This window comes from Halomonas korlensis, from assembly GCF_900116705.1.
Lineage (GTDB): Bacteria > Pseudomonadota > Gammaproteobacteria > Pseudomonadales > Halomonadaceae > Halomonas > Halomonas korlensis.
Genome location: NZ_FPBP01000011.1, coordinates 16,291 through 31,940 on the forward strand (window position 1 = coordinate 16,291; position 15,650 = coordinate 31,940).

18 protein-coding genes are annotated in these 15,650 nt (G+C 60.9%); 10 read left to right on the forward strand and 8 right to left on the reverse strand.

The features are described 5' to 3' along the window. Positions 1-11: 11 nt before the first annotated feature. Positions 12-1,034, reverse strand: coding sequence for a TAXI family TRAP transporter solute-binding subunit (locus BM341_RS14165; protein ID WP_089796722.1), 1,023 nt, complete (start codon positions 1,032-1,034; stop codon positions 12-14). 343 nt (positions 1,035-1,377) lie between these two features. Beyond that, on the reverse strand, positions 1,378-1,839 hold the full coding sequence (locus BM341_RS14170) for a flavodoxin family protein (protein WP_089796723.1): 462 nt from the start codon (positions 1,837-1,839) through the stop codon (positions 1,378-1,380). A gap of 88 nt (positions 1,840-1,927) precedes the next feature. On the opposite strand from BM341_RS14170, the gene BM341_RS14175 reads away from it, so the two are divergent. From BM341_RS14175 to BM341_RS14185, 3 genes are all read left to right on the forward strand, one after another. Beyond that, the gene (locus BM341_RS14175; protein WP_089796724.1) at positions 1,928-2,404 is read left to right on the forward strand and encodes a YbhB/YbcL family Raf kinase inhibitor-like protein; all 477 of its coding nucleotides are present in this window, start codon (positions 1,928-1,930) and stop codon (positions 2,402-2,404) included. Positions 2,405-2,547: 143 nt separating this feature from the next. Beyond that, on the forward strand, positions 2,548-3,222 hold the full coding sequence (locus BM341_RS14180) for a hypothetical protein (protein WP_089796725.1): 675 nt from the start codon (positions 2,548-2,550) through the stop codon (positions 3,220-3,222). Positions 3,223-3,283: 61 nt separating this feature from the next. Then, positions 3,284-3,667, forward strand: coding sequence for an SDR family NAD(P)-dependent oxidoreductase (locus tag BM341_RS14185; protein WP_245784284.1), 384 nt, complete (start codon positions 3,284-3,286; stop codon positions 3,665-3,667). An 88-nt stretch (positions 3,668-3,755) separates the two neighbouring features. Here BM341_RS14185 and BM341_RS14190 read toward each other — a convergent pair whose 3' ends face one another. Together BM341_RS14190 and BM341_RS14195 are read right to left on the reverse strand one after the other, a co-directional pair. Next, positions 3,756-5,030 (reverse strand): M20/M25/M40 family metallo-hydrolase, encoded by a 1,275-nt coding sequence (locus tag BM341_RS14190; RefSeq protein ID WP_089796726.1) that lies wholly within the window; start codon positions 5,028-5,030, stop codon positions 3,756-3,758. 66 nt (positions 5,031-5,096) lie between these two features. Further along, entirely contained in the window at positions 5,097-5,684 is a 588-nt protein-coding gene (locus tag BM341_RS14195) for an NADPH-dependent FMN reductase (protein WP_089796727.1), read from the reverse strand. Between the two features lie 159 nt (positions 5,685-5,843). Between BM341_RS14195 and BM341_RS14200 the strand changes: the two genes are divergently transcribed. The 4 genes from BM341_RS14200 (at position 5,844) to BM341_RS14215 (ending at position 8,882) form a co-directional block, all read left to right on the forward strand. Next, entirely contained in the window at positions 5,844-6,926 is a 1,083-nt protein-coding gene (locus BM341_RS14200) for a calcium/sodium antiporter (RefSeq protein ID WP_089796728.1), read from the forward strand. Between the two features lie 39 nt (positions 6,927-6,965). Beyond that, positions 6,966-7,403, forward strand: a complete 438-nt coding sequence (locus tag BM341_RS14205) for a nucleoside deaminase (RefSeq protein WP_089796729.1) — start codon at positions 6,966-6,968, stop codon at positions 7,401-7,403. 16 nt (positions 7,404-7,419) lie between these two features. Then, a complete protein-coding gene (locus BM341_RS14210; protein ID WP_089796730.1) occupies positions 7,420-8,178 on the forward strand; it encodes a VIT1/CCC1 transporter family protein in 759 nt (252 codons plus the stop codon). 209 nt (positions 8,179-8,387) lie between these two features. Further along, positions 8,388-8,882: an Hsp20/alpha crystallin family protein gene (locus BM341_RS14215; RefSeq protein WP_089796731.1), complete on the forward strand. Its 495-nt coding sequence runs from the start codon at positions 8,388-8,390 to the stop codon at positions 8,880-8,882. Positions 8,883-8,972: 90 nt separating this feature from the next. On the opposite strand, the gene BM341_RS14220 is transcribed toward BM341_RS14215, so the two are convergent. Then, positions 8,973-9,257: a ribbon-helix-helix domain-containing protein gene (locus BM341_RS14220; RefSeq protein WP_089796732.1), complete on the reverse strand. Its 285-nt coding sequence runs from the start codon at positions 9,255-9,257 to the stop codon at positions 8,973-8,975. 343 nt (positions 9,258-9,600) lie between these two features. Between BM341_RS14220 and BM341_RS14225 the strand changes: the two genes are divergently transcribed. The 3 genes from BM341_RS14225 (at position 9,601) to gloA (ending at position 12,406) form a co-directional block, all read left to right on the forward strand. Beyond that, positions 9,601-10,167: a twin-arginine translocation signal domain-containing protein gene (locus tag BM341_RS14225; protein ID WP_089796733.1), complete on the forward strand. Its 567-nt coding sequence runs from the start codon at positions 9,601-9,603 to the stop codon at positions 10,165-10,167. 46 nt (positions 10,168-10,213) lie between these two features. After that, positions 10,214-11,797: a GMC family oxidoreductase gene (locus BM341_RS14230; protein WP_089796734.1), complete on the forward strand. Its 1,584-nt coding sequence runs from the start codon at positions 10,214-10,216 to the stop codon at positions 11,795-11,797. 63 nt (positions 11,798-11,860) lie between these two features. Continuing rightward, positions 11,861-12,406, forward strand: coding sequence for a lactoylglutathione lyase (gene gloA, locus BM341_RS14235; protein ID WP_089796735.1), 546 nt, complete (start codon positions 11,861-11,863; stop codon positions 12,404-12,406). An 85-nt stretch (positions 12,407-12,491) separates the two neighbouring features. On the opposite strand, the gene BM341_RS14240 is transcribed toward gloA, so the two are convergent. The 3 genes from BM341_RS14240 to BM341_RS14250 form a co-directional block, all read right to left on the reverse strand. Then, a complete protein-coding gene (locus BM341_RS14240; RefSeq protein ID WP_245784285.1) occupies positions 12,492-13,607 on the reverse strand; it encodes a histone deacetylase family protein in 1,116 nt (371 codons plus the stop codon). 210 nt (positions 13,608-13,817) lie between these two features. Then, positions 13,818-14,720, reverse strand: a complete 903-nt coding sequence (locus BM341_RS14245; protein ID WP_089796736.1) for a complex I NDUFA9 subunit family protein — start codon at positions 14,718-14,720, stop codon at positions 13,818-13,820. Positions 14,721-14,839: 119 nt separating this feature from the next. Beyond that, positions 14,840-15,484 carry a DsbA family oxidoreductase gene (locus BM341_RS14250; RefSeq protein ID WP_089796737.1) on the reverse strand — a complete coding sequence of 215 codons (645 nt, stop codon included), beginning with the start codon at positions 15,482-15,484 and terminating at the stop codon, positions 14,840-14,842. Between the last annotated feature and the right edge of the window lie 166 nt (positions 15,485-15,650).

Genomic DNA, 15,650 nt, shown 5'->3' on the forward strand with positions numbered 1-15,650 from the left:
CCGACGCCTTGTCAGCCTCCAGCAGCGTGACTAAGGCTGGCGAGGCGTGTTTCTCCCTCAATAGGCCCCTTTGCTGTGCCGGACTTTGGGAGCCAGCCTTGCTCCCGATAGTAGCGTAGCGCGCCTTCATGCAGGGGCGCGCTGAGGCCGTCGTGAATCATTTCCTGTGGGGTAAGCATACCAAGGGCCGGATGTGCGGCCTTGAAGCGCAGCAGGTCATGGAATACTCCGCTAACCAATTGATAGATCATCTCCGGATCTGCCTGTGCCGAAGTAACGAGGGTGGCTCTGACGCCGAAAGTCCGCACGGCTGGCTGGTCGGGACCATAGAGGCCACCGGCGATCCAGGCACGTGTAAAGTAGGGAGTTTCCTCGACCAGACGATCGACCGCCTCACCGGACACATCGATCAGGGCGGCATTGCAGAGGCGTATGGCCTGGGCCACCGAGGCGTTGGGATGACCGACTGTATAGACCATGGCGTCAATATTGCCGTGGCACAGCTCCATCGATTGTTGGTCGGCCGGTAGTTCGTTAACCAGGCGGAAGTCACTATGGCGCCAGCCATGTGTCTGCATGAGGCGTAGCATGGTGCCATGCTGGCCGGACCCCGGGTTGCCGATATTCACCGAATGACGGGGCATGTCGTCCAGACTCTGGATGCCTGCATCGCGTCGCACGACCAGCGTGAACGGCTCGCTGTGCAACGAAAACACCGACCTAAGCTCGCTGTCGGGGCCGGCATCGCGGAAGGCTTCCGTGCCGCTAACAGCAAAGTGCTGGCTATCCGACTGAGCCAGCGCCAGCGTTGTGGCGCCGTGGCGAACGTTGTCGAGATTGGCGATCGAGCCGTCGCTCGGTTCTGCGCGACAAGGAAAATCCACCGCTCGGCAGATGGCGCGTCCCACGATGTGGTAGACACCGTCCGGGCTGGCCGTGGCGATCGATACGCTCTGGGGGTCGTTGGCCTCAGCCGCAAGGGGCAACAGCAACGCACAAAGCAGTGCGCGCAACTTTCTGGAAATCTGGCTCATTACTCGGTTTCTCCGTGGAGTCGGCCAAACATTTCCGGTGGTCAGGGGTGGCGAGGACGGTCCTGTAGAGGGAGGGTCATCACGAGATCTGGTCGACGTGATAAGGGATGATCATTCTTATGATCGGCGCTGTCAGGTTCATGTCGTGAGTCATTCGAATACCTTGAACGGGAATGAGAGCTTCTGCGAGAAAGCTGCCTGTGTCAGGTTCTTGGCGTCCTCAAAATTCTTTTGAACCTCAATTAGGTATAGCACAACGCCGGAGTGGCACAAGACGGCATTGCGCCGATATTAGCGAATGCTTATTGCCACTTGGCGCAAATCAGAAAACACCTTTCTCGAATCAGAAAATACCACTCTCGAGGCCGGCTGATAGATAAAGACCTAGCTCTTCTGCCTGATCGACAAAGGCCTCCTGCCACTCGCCGCGCAGGATCAGCGGTTCCTGCGCCCACTTCCAGCGCAGGCCAGTGACGATCCCTTCCACCGCTCGGCGGGTGCCGGTGCCGTCGTGGCCGGCGCGGACATAGAGGGCGCAAGGTAGTCCCTGCGCTTTTTCCAGCAACGGGTAATAGCTGCGGTCGAAGAAATCCTTCAGCGCGCCGCTCATATAGCCCAGGTTCTCGGTGGTCCCGAGCAGGATGGCGTCGCAGGCGAGCACATCGTCGGGGCCCGCTTCAAGGGGCGGCTTGACACACACCTCGACACCTTCGATCTCGACATGGCGTGCGCCACGCTCGGCGGCCTGCCGAAGCTTGAGGGTATTGGGTGAAGGGGTATGTGCCACGATCAGCAGCTGCTTCATGATTGTCGGTCTCCATTGACAGTCTCCCGGCTTTCTCCGACGCTGTTGCAACAGTGTTCCCTGACTGATTCGCAAGGAGATTCACACCATGGCCTTTGCCCTCTCGACCATGCAACTGGAAAGTTCGGCCTTCAAGGCTCAGGGTGCCATTCCCACCAAGCATACCGGCGAGGGTGAGGATGTCTCACCTGCCCTCTCTTGGCAGGGTGCTCCAGAAGGCACCAAGGGATTCGCGGTGATCTGCCATGATCCGGATGCCCCGCTGGTGCAGAATGGCAGCTACGGCTTCGTCCATTGGGTGCTTTATAACCTGCCTGCTTCCACAACCTCGCTCGAGGAAAACAGTGGGGAAGGCGACTCTGGGCTCAACGACTTCGGCAAGCAGGGCTACGGTGGCCCCATGCCTCCCGAGGGACATGGCGTCCATCAGTACTATTTCTGGGTTCTGGCACTTGGCAAGGCCACAGACCTGCCGGAGGGGCTAGCCCTGCCTGAACTACTCAAGCAGGTAGAGCCGCACCTGCTTGGCATGAACCGCCTAGTGGGGACCTACCAGAGAGACTGACTCGATCGCTTGTCGCCCACCTCGAAGGAGTCGAGGTGGGCATCAGCATCCTAGAACAATCGCTTGTTATGTATTGCTGGCTGGATCAACGCTTGGGCGGCCCAACCTCTCTCTAGCCTTGTGGTAATCAAGGAGTGATTACGATGTTCGACTGGCTCGTGGCTCACCAGGAACTGGTCACCATACTGACCAATATCGGCACACTGCTTATTTGGTTAGTGTATGCACAATTACTCTATTTCGGCTTTCGTCGCCAGCGTCGACCGCGGCTGATCATCAATCGAGGCAAGAACAAGGACATCCACGCTCGCTGCATCATCAGTAACATGAGCGCCGAGCCCATCTATATTCAACACATCCTTGCCGAACTGAAGACCACGGACGGCAAACTGACCATGGACGTGACGGACTGGGAGGAAAGGCCCTCCGGGAAAGAGGGTGAATCCACCCGGCAAGCGCCCAGAGAAGAGTCCTCGTCAGACGGTACACGGCAGGGCCCGCTGCAGGCCGGCGACTTCCTGCATATCGCCAGCTTCAACAACTTGATTCACTCGGTTGCCGAGGAAAACGATATTGTCCTGCAGGATGGCCGTCCTGTCGGAGATCTAGCGTTCATCTCGCTGACGATTCGTCTGATCTGCATTTACGGCTCGGAAGACCAGCCGATTGGTGCCGAGCGTTGTTTTTACCTCAAGGATGACAAGCAACCTTACAGCCTAGTGCCCAACAACTGGGATACGCGCCGGCTGGCCTCGATGTGGCAGCGTCGCAAGTTGCGCCAGTTGATCAAGCGGCTCAATAGCACCCCCAGTACCTAACACAAGTACCTGGCACAACTGACATACCGTCCTGTCGCCATTCAGGCTTGGAGTATGTCTCATGAACAACGTCATACTGATCACGGGAGGCAGCCGTGGCATCGGTGCGGCAGCGGCCACACTGGCCGCCGCCCGTGGTTATCGTGTCTGCATCAATTATCACCACAACAAGGCTGCAGCCGATGCCGTCGTCGAAGGCATACAACGAGATGGCGGCACGGGGATCGCCGTGGCCGCAGATGTCTCGCGCGAGGCGGACGTCGAACGGCTTTTTTCATCTACACGGACATGCATGCCAGCGGTGGGGAGCCGGATCGCGTCGATCGACTCAAGGCGTCTCTGCCGATGCAGCGCGGTGGTCTTCCGCACGAAGTGGCCAATGCGATTCTGTGGTTTTGTCGGAGGAAGCCTCCTATACGACCGGGTCATTCATCCATCGAGCTGACGGGTGGAAAGTAGCCCGTCATCAGTAAGGCTGAATACCTCGGCTGGTGACGGGACAACCTTTACCCCTGGGGCGTTATCGCCGCCGGTTACTTGGGCTCTTTCGCATCGTCCGGCCTGTTCGAATCGTCCGGCTTGGCGGAACCCTGATGGCTCAGCGGACCCGCCTGGTCGAGCCGGGGATGGTTATCGAGGAACTCCCGATGCGGGTCCGGCAGGGCGTCGAGTGCCTGGAGCGTATGCGTGAGTGCATGAATCGCTGCCAGCAGATCCTGGGTATTGCCGGTTTCCGAGATGGTATGCATGTTGCGGATCGGGAAGCCGATGGAGGTGGCGGCACAATCCACCGCTGCCAGCACCCCGGCCATGCCGTCGGTCCCCGTATCTACCCCGACGATATCGCGCTGCATGGGTATGCCATGTTCCTTGGCGGCGCTCTCGATAATGCGGTTGAGTTGCTCGCTGGCGATGGCGCCGACCGCCATGGTGAAGCCTTTGCCCATCTCTAATGGCTGCATGCGACGGTCGCCGATGCCGGGGGCAGCCACATAGTCGTGGTTAACATCCACCCCGATCAGCGCATCGGGCTTGAAGACCCCGGCCATCACCCGACTACCGAATCGCCCGATTTCCTCGTAACTGGCAATGGTGAACAGCACGCGCACCTGCGTCGTGCCGCCTGCCTCGGCGATCAGGCGTGCCACCTCGGTGGTGACGAAACAGCCCAGCCCATTGTCCAGGTAGGCACCGTAGAAGGTGTCCGGGCTGAAGCCGTGGCGAATGGGGCGGTCCAGAAGGATGGCATCGCCGGGGCGCACCCCCAGGTTCTCGACCTGCTGCTTCTTGTTCTCGCCATGGATCTGCAGGTCCAGATAGATCTGCTCCTTCTTCAATCCCTTGCTGCCGTCGCGCACTGCGGGATCGGCAAAATGGATGGCGCCCAGCGCTTCTACCGTGCCGCCCTCGAGTACACGATACTGGCCCGGGTGTTGTGGGTCTTCGCTGAACAGCTTGACCTCGTGGCCGATCAGCACGGTGGGCAGGAAGGAGTCGGTATTGATCCAGATCTTGCCGTCGTCCCCGATGCTGCGTACCTGCATGCGGATCTTGTCCGCATGGCCGATGATCATGACCTTGAACATGTCGTCACGGCCCGGATGGGTGTCCAGCACCACGCCGGCATGGCCCTTGAATTGGTGCATGTGCCAGCCGTCTGGGGCGAAGGTATCGAAGTGGGGCTTGAGAATGCCATAGGTCATCGCCGCCTCGAGCCCGACCGGGCTGGGGGCATCGAGAATGCGCCGCATCAATTCGAATTGCGACTCGGGCATGGGAGTGGTCCAGGGCTTTTGGGTCTCGCTCATAGGGTCTCTCTTTCGACGATCTTGGACGAAGATGATGGCGTGCGGGGCCGGGAACTGTATCCAGACTCAGTTTCTCAGCTTTTCCAGGGTGCCTACCAGCCGCTGACAGACACCATCGAGTTTCGCCTGTTGTCTGGTGTCGGTCAGGCGGCCTTCGCTGAAGGCATCACCGGCGTTACTCACGGCGAGCTGGTCTGGCAGTACCGTTACCCCGATATTGTTCAGCAGCTGACGAATCAACGCCAGGCTGCGCAGTCCACCGAGCCCACCGGGTGACGCGGAGACGACCGCGGCGAACTTGCCCTCGAACAGCGCCAGACCGCTCTCCCCTTCATGGGGGCGCGTGAGCCAGTCGATGGTGTTCTTGAGCAAGGGGGTGATAAAACCGTTATATTCCGGTGAGGCGATCAGCAGTCCGTGATGTTGTGAGAGCCGCTCGCGCAATGCGAGGGCATTGTCGGGCAGCCCGCTTCCAGCCTCTAGATCGCCATCGTAGAGTGGCAGCGGAAAATCCCCCAAGTCGATGAAGCTGGCAGTGCCGCCCAACGCATCGATGCGCTCGGCACAAAGCTGTGCCAACTGCTTGTTGAAGGAATCTTTGCGGCGACTGCCAGCGAAGACGAGAATCCGGGGCGTGTGCGAAAGGTCTACCATGCAGGCTATTCCTCATGAAAGGTTGGGAATGCAAGAATCATCACGGTTCGCTGTCCTCAGCACAACATCTCGAAGCAGATGTCTCGCGGTCAGCCAATGCACCATGACGCCGTCATCGTTCAAGAACGCTTGGCGTCTTAACCCTCCAAGGAGAGGGCAATGACCATTATCTTGTTTGTGGTGGGGCTGGTGCTGCTGATTGTCGGCGCCGAAGCCTTGGTGCGTGGGGCCTCGCGCCTGGCGGCACGGCTGGGTATCTCGCCGCTGATCATCGGGCTTACGGTGGTGGCCTTCGGCACGAGTTCGCCGGAGCTGGCGGTAAGCCTCAAGGCGGCACTGGCCGACCAGGCGGGTATCGCCATGGGCAATGTGGTGGGCAGCAATATCTTCAACGTGCTGTTCATTCTGGGGGTGTCGGCGTTGATCGTGCCGCTGGTGGTGGCGCAACAGCTGATCCGCTTCGACATCCCGTTGATGATCCTGCTGTCGGTGGTGTTGCTGCTGCTGACTCTGGATGGGCTCGTTGGGCGCGTCGATGGTTTCCTGCTGGTCGCCGGGCTTGCCGCCTATCTGGGCTTTCTGTTGTGGCAGAACACGCAGCAGAACCAGCGCGCCAACGCGGTTGCAGCTGAGGAGGGCACGCAGGTCAGCGCCAGCGAGGCGCCCTGGGCGCTCAATCTGGGCATGATCGTGGGTGGGCTGGCGCTGCTGGTGTTGGGGTCGCGGTGGTTCGTTGACGGCGCCGTGGCGCTTGCCGCCTACCTGGGCGTGAGCGATCAGATTATCGGCTTGACGATCATCGCTGCCGGAACCTCCCTGCCCGAGGTAGTCACCTCGCTGATTGCGGCCCTGCGCGGCGAACGTGACATCGCCGTGGGTAATGTGGTGGGCAGCAATATCTTCAATATCCTCGGCGTGCTGGGACTGGCCGGCCTGTTGGCCCCTTCGGGAATTGCCGTCTCCTCGGCCATGGTGGGGTTCGATATTCCGGTGATGATCGTGGTCGCCCTGGCCTGTCTGCCGATATGCTTTACTGCCGGTGCCATCAGCCGTTGGGAAGGGGGCGTCTTGCTGGGGTATTACGTGGCCTACACTGTATATCTCGTACTGGGCGAGTCACATCATGATGCCCTGGCGGGGTACAACAGCGTGATGGTGTCATTCGTGATGCCGCTCACGGTGCTGACGCTGGCCGTTTTCTCCTTGCAGGAAGTGAAGCGGCGGCGGGCCACGGGAGCGTGATGGGACTTTGCCGATGACGTCAAGACAGGATAGGTGACCATGGAGCACTTCATGCGAGCGGCTCTCGACCAGGCGCGTCAAGGGTTGGCGGAAGGCGGCATTCCCATTGGCTCAGTACTGGTGCATCGAGGTGTGATCCTCGGGCGCGGTCGAAATCGCCGCGTGCAACTGGGCAGTGCCGTGCTGCATGGGGGAATCGACGCATTGGACAATTCCGGTCGCCACGAGGCGTCGATTTACCGCGAAAGCGTTCTTTACACCACGTTATCGCCCTGTGCGATGTGCAGCGGGGCCATCCTGCTGTTCGGTATTCCCAAGGTGGTAGTGGGCGAGAACCAGACCTACATGGGCGAAGAGGCGCTGTTGCGTTCCCGCGGCGTCGAGGTAGAAGTCTTGCAGTCGTCAGAGTGCATCGACATGCTGCAAGCCTTCATCGCGGCGTCGCCAGCGCTATGGCACGAAGATATCGGCGAATGACCGAGGCTGTGCTGCCATGAAAAAGTCTCGCTACACCTCGATCGAGGAAGAACATCATCCCGAGGCGATACGGCGGCGTTTGCATGCTCCCAACAAGGTCCAGACGGTCCCGGATGCCATCCTGGGGGGGATCGATGGCTGCGTGACCACCTTTGCTGTGGTGTCAGGGGCCTTCGGGGCCGGCTTCTCGGCCTCGGTGGCGCTGGTGCTGGGGTTCGCCAACCTGCTGGCCGACGGATTCAGCATGGCGGTCAGCAACTATGAGTCAATTCAGGCCCAGCAGGAGCACATCGACGGTGTCCGCGAGAGCGAAAGACGCCATATCGAGCAGGTGCCGGAAGGGGAGCGTGAGGAGGTCCGCCAGATATTTCGCCAGAAGGGCTTTGATGGTGACATGCTGGAACGGGTGGTCGATATCATCAGCCAGGATCCCACTGTGTGGGTAGACACCATGCTTACCGAAGAGCATGGCCTGCAGACCCAGGCATTGAGCCCGCTGCGCTCCGCTGCCACGACCTTCGCGGCGTTCCTGATCGTCGGCATGATGCCATTGCTTCCCTATACCCTGGCAGCGCTCAGTGCGACGCAACAATTTTTGGCAAGCCTCACGGTCGCGGCATTGATGTTCTTTCTGATCGGCATGCTGAAGAGCGTGGTTTACCACCAACCGGTAGTGCAATCGGGGTTGCGTACCCTGCTGATGGGCGGTGCTGCCTCAGGATTGGCCTTCGCGACGGGCTATCTGGCACATGCCTGGTTCGGGGTAGGAATATGAGACACAGACGGCAACCGATGTGTGGGTTCGCAGGGACCGAGGATTTGGTTGCCAAGAGAGAGGATAAGTCCGAGATTGGCCATAGGAACCATCCGCGAAAACGTGAGTCACCAGAAAAGCATGGGCCAGCGCTGATGGGCTAGTCCCAGAGTGTCGTTAGCCCATCACGTCAGCTCATCACGTTGTGTTCGCAATACAGGAGAAAAGTCATGACCAAGAAGAAGGGCAAGGAAGACGCCACCAACGGCAGTCAAGCCCATTCGGAGGCGCCGCCAAAGGGAGGAAGCCCGCTGCGCGAGCTCGATCGTCTGATCGACAATCTCTTCGATCGAGATGGCCTCTTTCCGATGCGCTGGGACCGCCGACAGGCGGGCGGGGAACGGCGTACGCCTCGCGTCGATGTCATCGATCGTGATACGGAGGTATTGCTTCGCGCTGAACTGCCCGGTCTCGAGCGCGAGGATCTCGACGTTTCGGTTACCCAGAGTACGGTGACCATCAAGGGTGAGACGCATAGGGAAAGCCGGGAAGAGAAGGGCGACTACTATCGCAGCGAGATCTCTCATGGGACGTTCTCACGAACGGTAGCGCTGCCCAGCGAGGTCGACGCCGATAAGGCCGAAGCACGTTTTCACAACGGCATTCTGGAGCTTACCCTGCCGAAGCTTCAGGAAGACCATCGCCGCAAGGTCGAGGTGAAATGAGTTGCTGTGCATGAGCCTTGGCTGAAGAGAAACGCCAACCCACTAGTTGCCAGGTAGGCTGCACATCGCACGAAACGGGCTCGCCGTACCTTAGGCGCTGCGTACGGCGGGCTCGGCGTTGATATGCAGATGCACGGCACAGGCAACCCGCAGCATGGAGGCCAGGTTGGGCACGGTGCCCTTGGTCTGCATGACTTCCCCATACAACTCAGTGATGAATTGCCCGGTCGAAAGCTGCTGACGGCGAGCCAGGCCGTCGAGGATTTCCCAGAACTCGTTTTCCAGCCGCACGCTGGTCACGCTGCTCTGCAGGCGTAGCGAGCGGGTGGTGCATTCATAGCGTGCGGGATCGGTGGAGGCGTAAACATGACACATGGCGTGATCTCCTGAGGCAGCGCGCCACGACCAACGATGGTGAAGCAACGGCTGAGTGGTGGCGAGGGTCGGACTTGCCGGCAATGGCATCTCTCGACAGTGCCTCCTCGAGCAATGATTGAGCATTAGACCATCGTCGATGTAGTAATCGGATGTTACCCGGCAGGTGCGTTTTGCGCCTAGTCTCGATTCAGGTGCCGGGCATCGTTCTGTGCTTTTACCACAGCCAATGTCAGATCAACCCTCCCCACAAAAATCGCAGCACACACCAGGCCCCATAACAACAACTGCCATGGCACGAGTCACCGAGATCGGTACCGTGCTCCATCCGGAGAAGTCAGCAATGAGTACAACCCCGATTTCCCGTCGCGTCTTCCTCAAGGGAAGCGGCGGCGTTCTGGCTGGTACCCTGGCGTTCGCCAGTGGGCCGATCGCCCTGTTGGCGCCTACGCGCAGCTGGGCCATGCCTCTGGATTCGCTGAGTTCGCGCCAGGGCGAGACGCTATTGGCGATCACTCGGCAGATGTTCCCCCATCCCGGCCTGGAAGACGCCGTCTACGCGCATGTGGTCAAGAGCCTGGACCGCAAGGCGGACGATGCCGCCATGCACGAGCTGTTGCACGACGGTATCGCCGAGCTGGACAAGGCCGCCGGTGGCGACTGGCTGGCCGTTGAGGAGGACGAAAAGCTCGATTTCCTCGCGCCGATGGCGCCTAGTGCCTTCTTTCAGACGATTCGAGCCGATGCCGTGGTCTCGCTCTACGACAACCCGCTGGCCTATGCCCACTTCGGCTACCAGGGAGCCGAAGGCGATGGCGGTTATCTGACCAAGGGGTTCGATGATCTCACCTGGCTGCCCGACCCTGCCCAGCCCGAGGGCGGGTACCTGCCCAACGAGAGCGTTGGCTGAATCGGCGACCCCAACGACAGAACAACAACATATTCGGAGACGCCAAATGGCAATGACCGACAAGCAGGCCACGTTCACCCATGATGACGACAGCGTGGCGGTAGTGATCGGCTCCGGCGCCGGGGGTGGCACCCTCGCCAACGAGCTGGCCCAACAGGGGATCGACGTCGTGGTGCTCGAAGCGGGCGCCCTGCACACCACCGCCGACTTCCTCGCCGACGAGTGGGCTTCCTTCTCGCAGCTCGCCTGGCTGGATACACGGACCACGTCGGGAAGTTTCCGCCTGGCTCGTGATTTCCCTACCTTGCCGGCGTGGATCGTCAAGGCCGTGGGCGGCACGACCGTGCATTGGGCCGGGGCCAGCCTACGCATCCGGCCCCACGAGTTCGCCGCCCTGTCGCACTATGGCGAGGTGGCCGGGGCCAACCTCCTCGACTGGCCGCTCAGCTACGACAATCTCGCTCCTTACTACGATCGCGCCGAAAAGCGCATGGGCGTGACGCGCACCAACGATAACAAGGGCCTGCCGGGCAACAATAATTTCAAGGTGATGCATGCCGGCGCCAGCAAGATGGGTTACTCGTGCAATACCGGGCACATGGCGATCAACAGCGAGACCCGCGATGGCCGTGCGGCCTGCCAGCAGCGAGGCTTCTGTTTCCAGGGCTGCAAGACGGGCGCCAAGTGGTCAACGCTCTATACCGAGCTGCCGGAAGGCATCGCCACCGGCCATCTGGAGCTGCGACCCGAATCGCATGTGGCGAGAATCGAGCACGACGATAGCGGCAAGGTGAGCGCAGTGGTTTACTTTGATGCCGACGGCCAGGAGCGGCGCCAGAAAGCTCGCTTGGTGGCCGTGGCCGGTAACTCCCTGGAAACGCCGCGACTGCTGCTCAATTCGGCGAGCGCTGCCTTCCCCGCCGGGCTCGCCAACGGCTCCGGTCAGGTGGGGCGCAACTACATGCGCCACATGACGGGGTCGGTCTATGCCACCTTCGACGACCCCGTGCATATGTACCGGGGCACCACCATGGCCGGCATCATCTCGGACGAGTCGAATCATGACCCCTCGCGTGGCTTCGTCGGCGGCTATGAAATGGAAACCTTGTCGCTGGGCCTGCCGTTCATGGCGGCCTTCCTCGATCCCGGCGCCTGGGGCCCCCGCTTCGCCGGCGCCATGGACCAGTACGATCACATGGCCGGGATGTGGCTGGTCGGCGAAGACTTGCCGCAGGAAACCAATCGAGTCACCCTCAACCCCGAGGTCACCGACCGTTTCGGGCTGCCGGTCGCCAACGTGCACTACGATGACCACCTGAACGATATCGCCATGCGTGACCATGGGTACCGCCAGGGCGCCGAGCTGTATCGTTCGGTGGGAGCGAAGGATATCTACGAGGTGCCGCCATACCCCTCGACCCATAACCTGGGTACCTGTCGAATGAGCGAGCGACCCGAGGATGGGGTGTGCAACGGCTATGGCCGCGCCCACGAGATTCCCAATCTGTTCATCTCGGATGGCAGCCAGTTCACAACATCGGCAGCGGAGAACCCGACCCTGACCATCGTGTCCCTGGCCATTCGCCAAGCCGAGCACATCGGTCAGCTGATGCAGCAGGGCGACGTCTGAGCCCGTGCCCGGCCCACGCTGCTCTTTTCACCAGATTTCACGTCATCAACCAAGGAAAACGCTATGAGCTTTCAGGGCGAGCAGCACCCGGGCGTCGAGACGCCACCCGCCGAAACCGAAGGCTTTCGCCTCAATCACACCATGCTGCGCATCAAGGACCCGCGGACCTCGCTGGCCTTCTATACGCGGGTATTCGGCATGCGGGTGTTGCGTCGGCTGGACTTCGAGGAGATGCAGTTCTCGCTGTACTTTCTGGGTCGCCCCGAGACCGGCGAAACATTGCCCGAGGATGCAGGTGAACGCACCGTCTGGACCTTCAGTCAGCGTGGCTTGCTGGAATTGACCCACAACTGGGGCAGCGAGGAAAAAGCGGGGCGCCTCTATCATGATGGTAATGCCGAACCGCAGGGTTTCGGGCACATCTGTTTCTCGGTGCCGGACCTCGACGCCACTGAAGCCTGGTTCGACGCCAACGACGTCGAATTCGTCAAGCGCTCGGACCAGGGCAAGATGAAGAACGTGATCTTCGTGAAGGACGTCGACGGCTACTGGATCGAAGTGGTGCAAGCGGATCGCCTGTCGGCGCTGGGCGACCAGGCGAGTCGCTGATGCCGCGCTGAGCGAATCTACTCGACCGCCAGCGCCACACTCCCTCGCGGCGACGAACCTTGCCGCGAGGGAGTGCGTTGGTCATTCATGTTTTCAGGTCGCTCGGCACCTCATTATCGTCGTTGAGCCTGACGAAGGCACCGCGGTGAAAGGCTGCCGCGGCCTCTACTTCCGCCAAGCCGATGCTTCCGGGTACCGGCGGCGGCTGACCGGCCAGCACGCTGAGTACCGACCTGACGCCCTTCGACAGGGATTCCAGGTTGTAGCCGCCTTCGAGAACGAAGACCAGATTGCCGTTGCAGTGGCGATGAGCCATCTGTTGCAGGATGCCCGTCATGACGGCGAAACCTTCGTAGGAGACGTTCAGCGCCAGGTCGTGCCAGTGCGGATCGAAGCCGGCCGACACCAGGATCAGGTCGGGCTGGAACCAGTCGGCGGCGGGGACCAGAATCTCCCGAAACGCTTTCAGATAAGCCTCGTCCCCGGCCCCGCCGGGCATGGGAATATTGACCGTGGTGCCTTCGCCGAGCCCGGCACCGATTTCCTCGAGATGGCCCGAGCCCGGATAGAAGGGCGCGGTGCGATGAATGTCGACGAACAGCACGTCCGGGTCCGCCCAGAAGATCTCCTGGGTGCCGTTGCCGTGATGCGCATCCCAGTCGACGATCATCACGCGCTGGCAGCCCAGCACCGCCTGGGCGTGCGCGGCGGCCACGGCCACATTGTTGAACAGGCAGAAGCCGCGGGCGCGCACCGGCTCGGCATGATGGCCGGGCGGGCGCACCAGGGCGAAGCTGCTGTCGGCGCGTCCCTGCAGTACTGCTTCGACAGCGGCAATCGCCGTGCCGGCGGCGACTTCGGCGGCCTCGATGCTGCCGGGCGAGACGGCGGTGGTATCCACGTCGAGCCAGGCGTTCTTGCCACGCAGCGCGAAAAGGTGGTCCAGGTGGGCGGTTGTGTGAACGCGGGCGAGCTGTTCGCGCGTGGCCTCGATGCCCGCTTCGAAACGCACCCCGGCGACCGGTTCGCGTTCCAGCAATTCGCGAATGGTCGTCAAGCGACCGGGATGTTCAGGATACTTCCACGGCGCGCTCAGGCCGGAAAGAAGGTGCCGAATCCGACGGTCCATGCGATCGGGCAGAAAAGGGACCTCGAGATTCGGCTCGTGGGCCAGGACCCGTTCATCGTAGAAAGCGATCACTCTGTTCTCATCGGCCACTGGCAGGGCTCCCGGGGCTAACAAAGCAATGTGGAGAGAAGACAAAGGTCATGAGCGCTATTCCCTCGTCGCCATGACATTAGCTCCCTCCACGATTTTAACGACTTCACTATGACTGATTAGCATATTTCCGGCTCGTCACATAGTGGCGGCCGGCCTGCAGGGTGGCTAATGTCTGCGACAACTATGGGCTCACGGTTGAGGCAGACAGGTGGGCAAACTATCGCGAAGCGAGCGCGGCGAGATGCCTAGATCGGCGAAGGTGCCCACGCCAGCGCCGACAACGTTGTCCCGCTGCATCAGAATGACCTGGTCGGACGTCAGCGGCGGGTTCTTCAGCAACGCGGCGGCCCCGGCCAGCGCTCGCCAGATGATAAACGGCACTGGTATCAGCGGTCTCTCGCGATGTAGATGAGCCAACAATAGCGTCAGGATGTCGCGATAACGCATGACATCGGGCCCACCGAACTCGAAGAGTCGACGTCGAGTGAGTGGCTCGCCCAGCAGTCGAATCAGGGCGCGGGCGACGTCGACGACGTGAACCGGTTGAAGCCGGGTCTCTCCGCGACCGAAGAGAGGAATCGCTGGCAGCCGGGTGAGACCGGCAAGGGTGGTGAGAAAGGCGTCGTCGGGGCCGAAAAGTACACTGAGCCGCACCAATATGGCGCCGGGTAGCGCCTCCAGCACGGCGCTTTCTCCCTTCGCACGAGCGCGAATGTATGACGAGCGCGAGTCGGTACGGGCACCGATGCCGGAAATATGCACGAGGCGTTCGATGCCCGCCTGGCGCGCCAGAGAGGCCAGGCGAGTGGCACCCTCGACATGTATCGTTTCGAAGCTCGCACCCGGCTGCTCGACATATAGGCTCACCGCATTGACTACGCTGTCCGCGCCGGCAATGGCCGCCTTTACGCTGTGGCTGTCGCGAATATCGGCGCGGACCAGCTCGATGGATTCGCTGCCTTCGATGTGCAGCGGCATGGCAGGATGCCTCGCGGCAATACGCACCCTTTGGCCGGCATCCACCAGTTCACGCACGATGGCGCGACCGAGAAAGCCGGTGCCACCGAAAACTGTGATCAGCTGTGCGGGCATAAAAGGTATTCCGAAAACCGGGAAGACTCGTGGGTATTGTGCCCGCTTGCCTGTTTAATGGGAACGTAGGCCAGTCAGCCATTTAGCCCATGGCATTATTGCGACAAAACTCTACTGAGTTATTTCGTACGCGACGATCGCGTGGCATCGAGCAGTCGTTCGACGGCCAGCAGTAACTGACGACGCGGCTGTGCGCCTTCCAGAATGCCGGCATGCTCACCATCAATCGAGAAGCGCAGGCCAGGCACACCGCTGATGCCCAAGTCATGAGCCTGACGCTGATCGGCAAGGACTTGCCCACGATAGTGTCCGGCAACCAGCGCCTCGTTCAATGCTCCCCCGTTAAGGCCCAGCTCGTAGGCCAGGTTGACCAACGCCTGAGTGTCGGCCAGGTTCAGGCTGTTTTCGAAGAAACCGCGAAACAGCGCCCGCCGCAGGACCTCGGCCTTGTCGGGTTGTTCAGCGTCTGCCCAGGCGCTGGCCTCGTGAGCGAGGCGTGAGCGTGGCTGGCGCTTGGGTAAGCGCAAGGTCATGCCTCGCTCGGTGGCCATGGGGTAGACGGCGCGGGCCCAGATGTCATGCAGGTAGTCGCCGTCGGGGTCAAGTGTCGGGGCAGGGTCGGGACGCAGCTCGAAGGCCCGCCAACGCAGATTTACCACGTCGCCGAAACGCTCGAGTACGGCATCGAGTTCTGGCAGTTCCAGGTAACAGAAGGGGCAAACGTAGTCGCTGAATACGTCGAGGGTGATGCGTGCTGGAGGCATGTCAGGGCTCCTGAAGAAGAGAAAGAGGGAGTATATCAACCGGTCGATCCTTCGAGAGGGATCACGGGTTGTGCATAGTTGCAGATGAGAATCGTTAGACTTATTGCTGCTAACTGCAGCGATCTTGCTTCTATCGTAGATTGTGGCGGCAGGAACCTACGGCGGG

What these genes read in the sequence shown, in the direction of transcription:
- BM341_RS14165 (WP_089796722.1), bottom strand. Translation starts at nt 1,034, where the DNA reads ATGAGCCAGATTTCCAGAAAGTTGCGCGCACTGCTTTGTGCGTTGCTG.
- BM341_RS14170 (WP_089796723.1), bottom strand. Translation starts at nt 1,839, where the DNA reads ATGAAGCAGCTGCTGATCGTGGCACATACCCCTTCACCCAATACCCTC.
- BM341_RS14175 (WP_089796724.1), top strand. Translation starts at nt 1,928, where the DNA reads ATGGCCTTTGCCCTCTCGACCATGCAACTGGAAAGTTCGGCCTTCAAG.
- BM341_RS14180 (WP_089796725.1), top strand. Translation starts at nt 2,548, where the DNA reads ATGTTCGACTGGCTCGTGGCTCACCAGGAACTGGTCACCATACTGACC.
- BM341_RS14185 (WP_245784284.1), top strand. Translation starts at nt 3,284, where the DNA reads ATGAACAACGTCATACTGATCACGGGAGGCAGCCGTGGCATCGGTGCG.
- BM341_RS14190 (WP_089796726.1), bottom strand. Translation starts at nt 5,030, where the DNA reads ATGAGCGAGACCCAAAAGCCCTGGACCACTCCCATGCCCGAGTCGCAA.
- BM341_RS14195 (WP_089796727.1), bottom strand. Translation starts at nt 5,684, where the DNA reads ATGGTAGACCTTTCGCACACGCCCCGGATTCTCGTCTTCGCTGGCAGT.
- BM341_RS14200 (WP_089796728.1), top strand. Translation starts at nt 5,844, where the DNA reads ATGACCATTATCTTGTTTGTGGTGGGGCTGGTGCTGCTGATTGTCGGC.
- BM341_RS14205 (WP_089796729.1), top strand. Translation starts at nt 6,966, where the DNA reads ATGGAGCACTTCATGCGAGCGGCTCTCGACCAGGCGCGTCAAGGGTTG.
- BM341_RS14210 (WP_089796730.1), top strand. Translation starts at nt 7,420, where the DNA reads ATGAAAAAGTCTCGCTACACCTCGATCGAGGAAGAACATCATCCCGAG.
- BM341_RS14215 (WP_089796731.1), top strand. Translation starts at nt 8,388, where the DNA reads ATGACCAAGAAGAAGGGCAAGGAAGACGCCACCAACGGCAGTCAAGCC.
- BM341_RS14220 (WP_089796732.1), bottom strand. Translation starts at nt 9,257, where the DNA reads ATGTGTCATGTTTACGCCTCCACCGATCCCGCACGCTATGAATGCACC.
- BM341_RS14225 (WP_089796733.1), top strand. Translation starts at nt 9,601, where the DNA reads ATGAGTACAACCCCGATTTCCCGTCGCGTCTTCCTCAAGGGAAGCGGC.
- BM341_RS14230 (WP_089796734.1), top strand. Translation starts at nt 10,214, where the DNA reads ATGGCAATGACCGACAAGCAGGCCACGTTCACCCATGATGACGACAGC.
- gloA (WP_089796735.1), top strand. Translation starts at nt 11,861, where the DNA reads ATGAGCTTTCAGGGCGAGCAGCACCCGGGCGTCGAGACGCCACCCGCC.
- BM341_RS14245 (WP_089796736.1), bottom strand. Translation starts at nt 14,720, where the DNA reads ATGCCCGCACAGCTGATCACAGTTTTCGGTGGCACCGGCTTTCTCGGT.
- BM341_RS14250 (WP_089796737.1), bottom strand. Translation starts at nt 15,484, where the DNA reads ATGCCTCCAGCACGCATCACCCTCGACGTATTCAGCGACTACGTTTGC.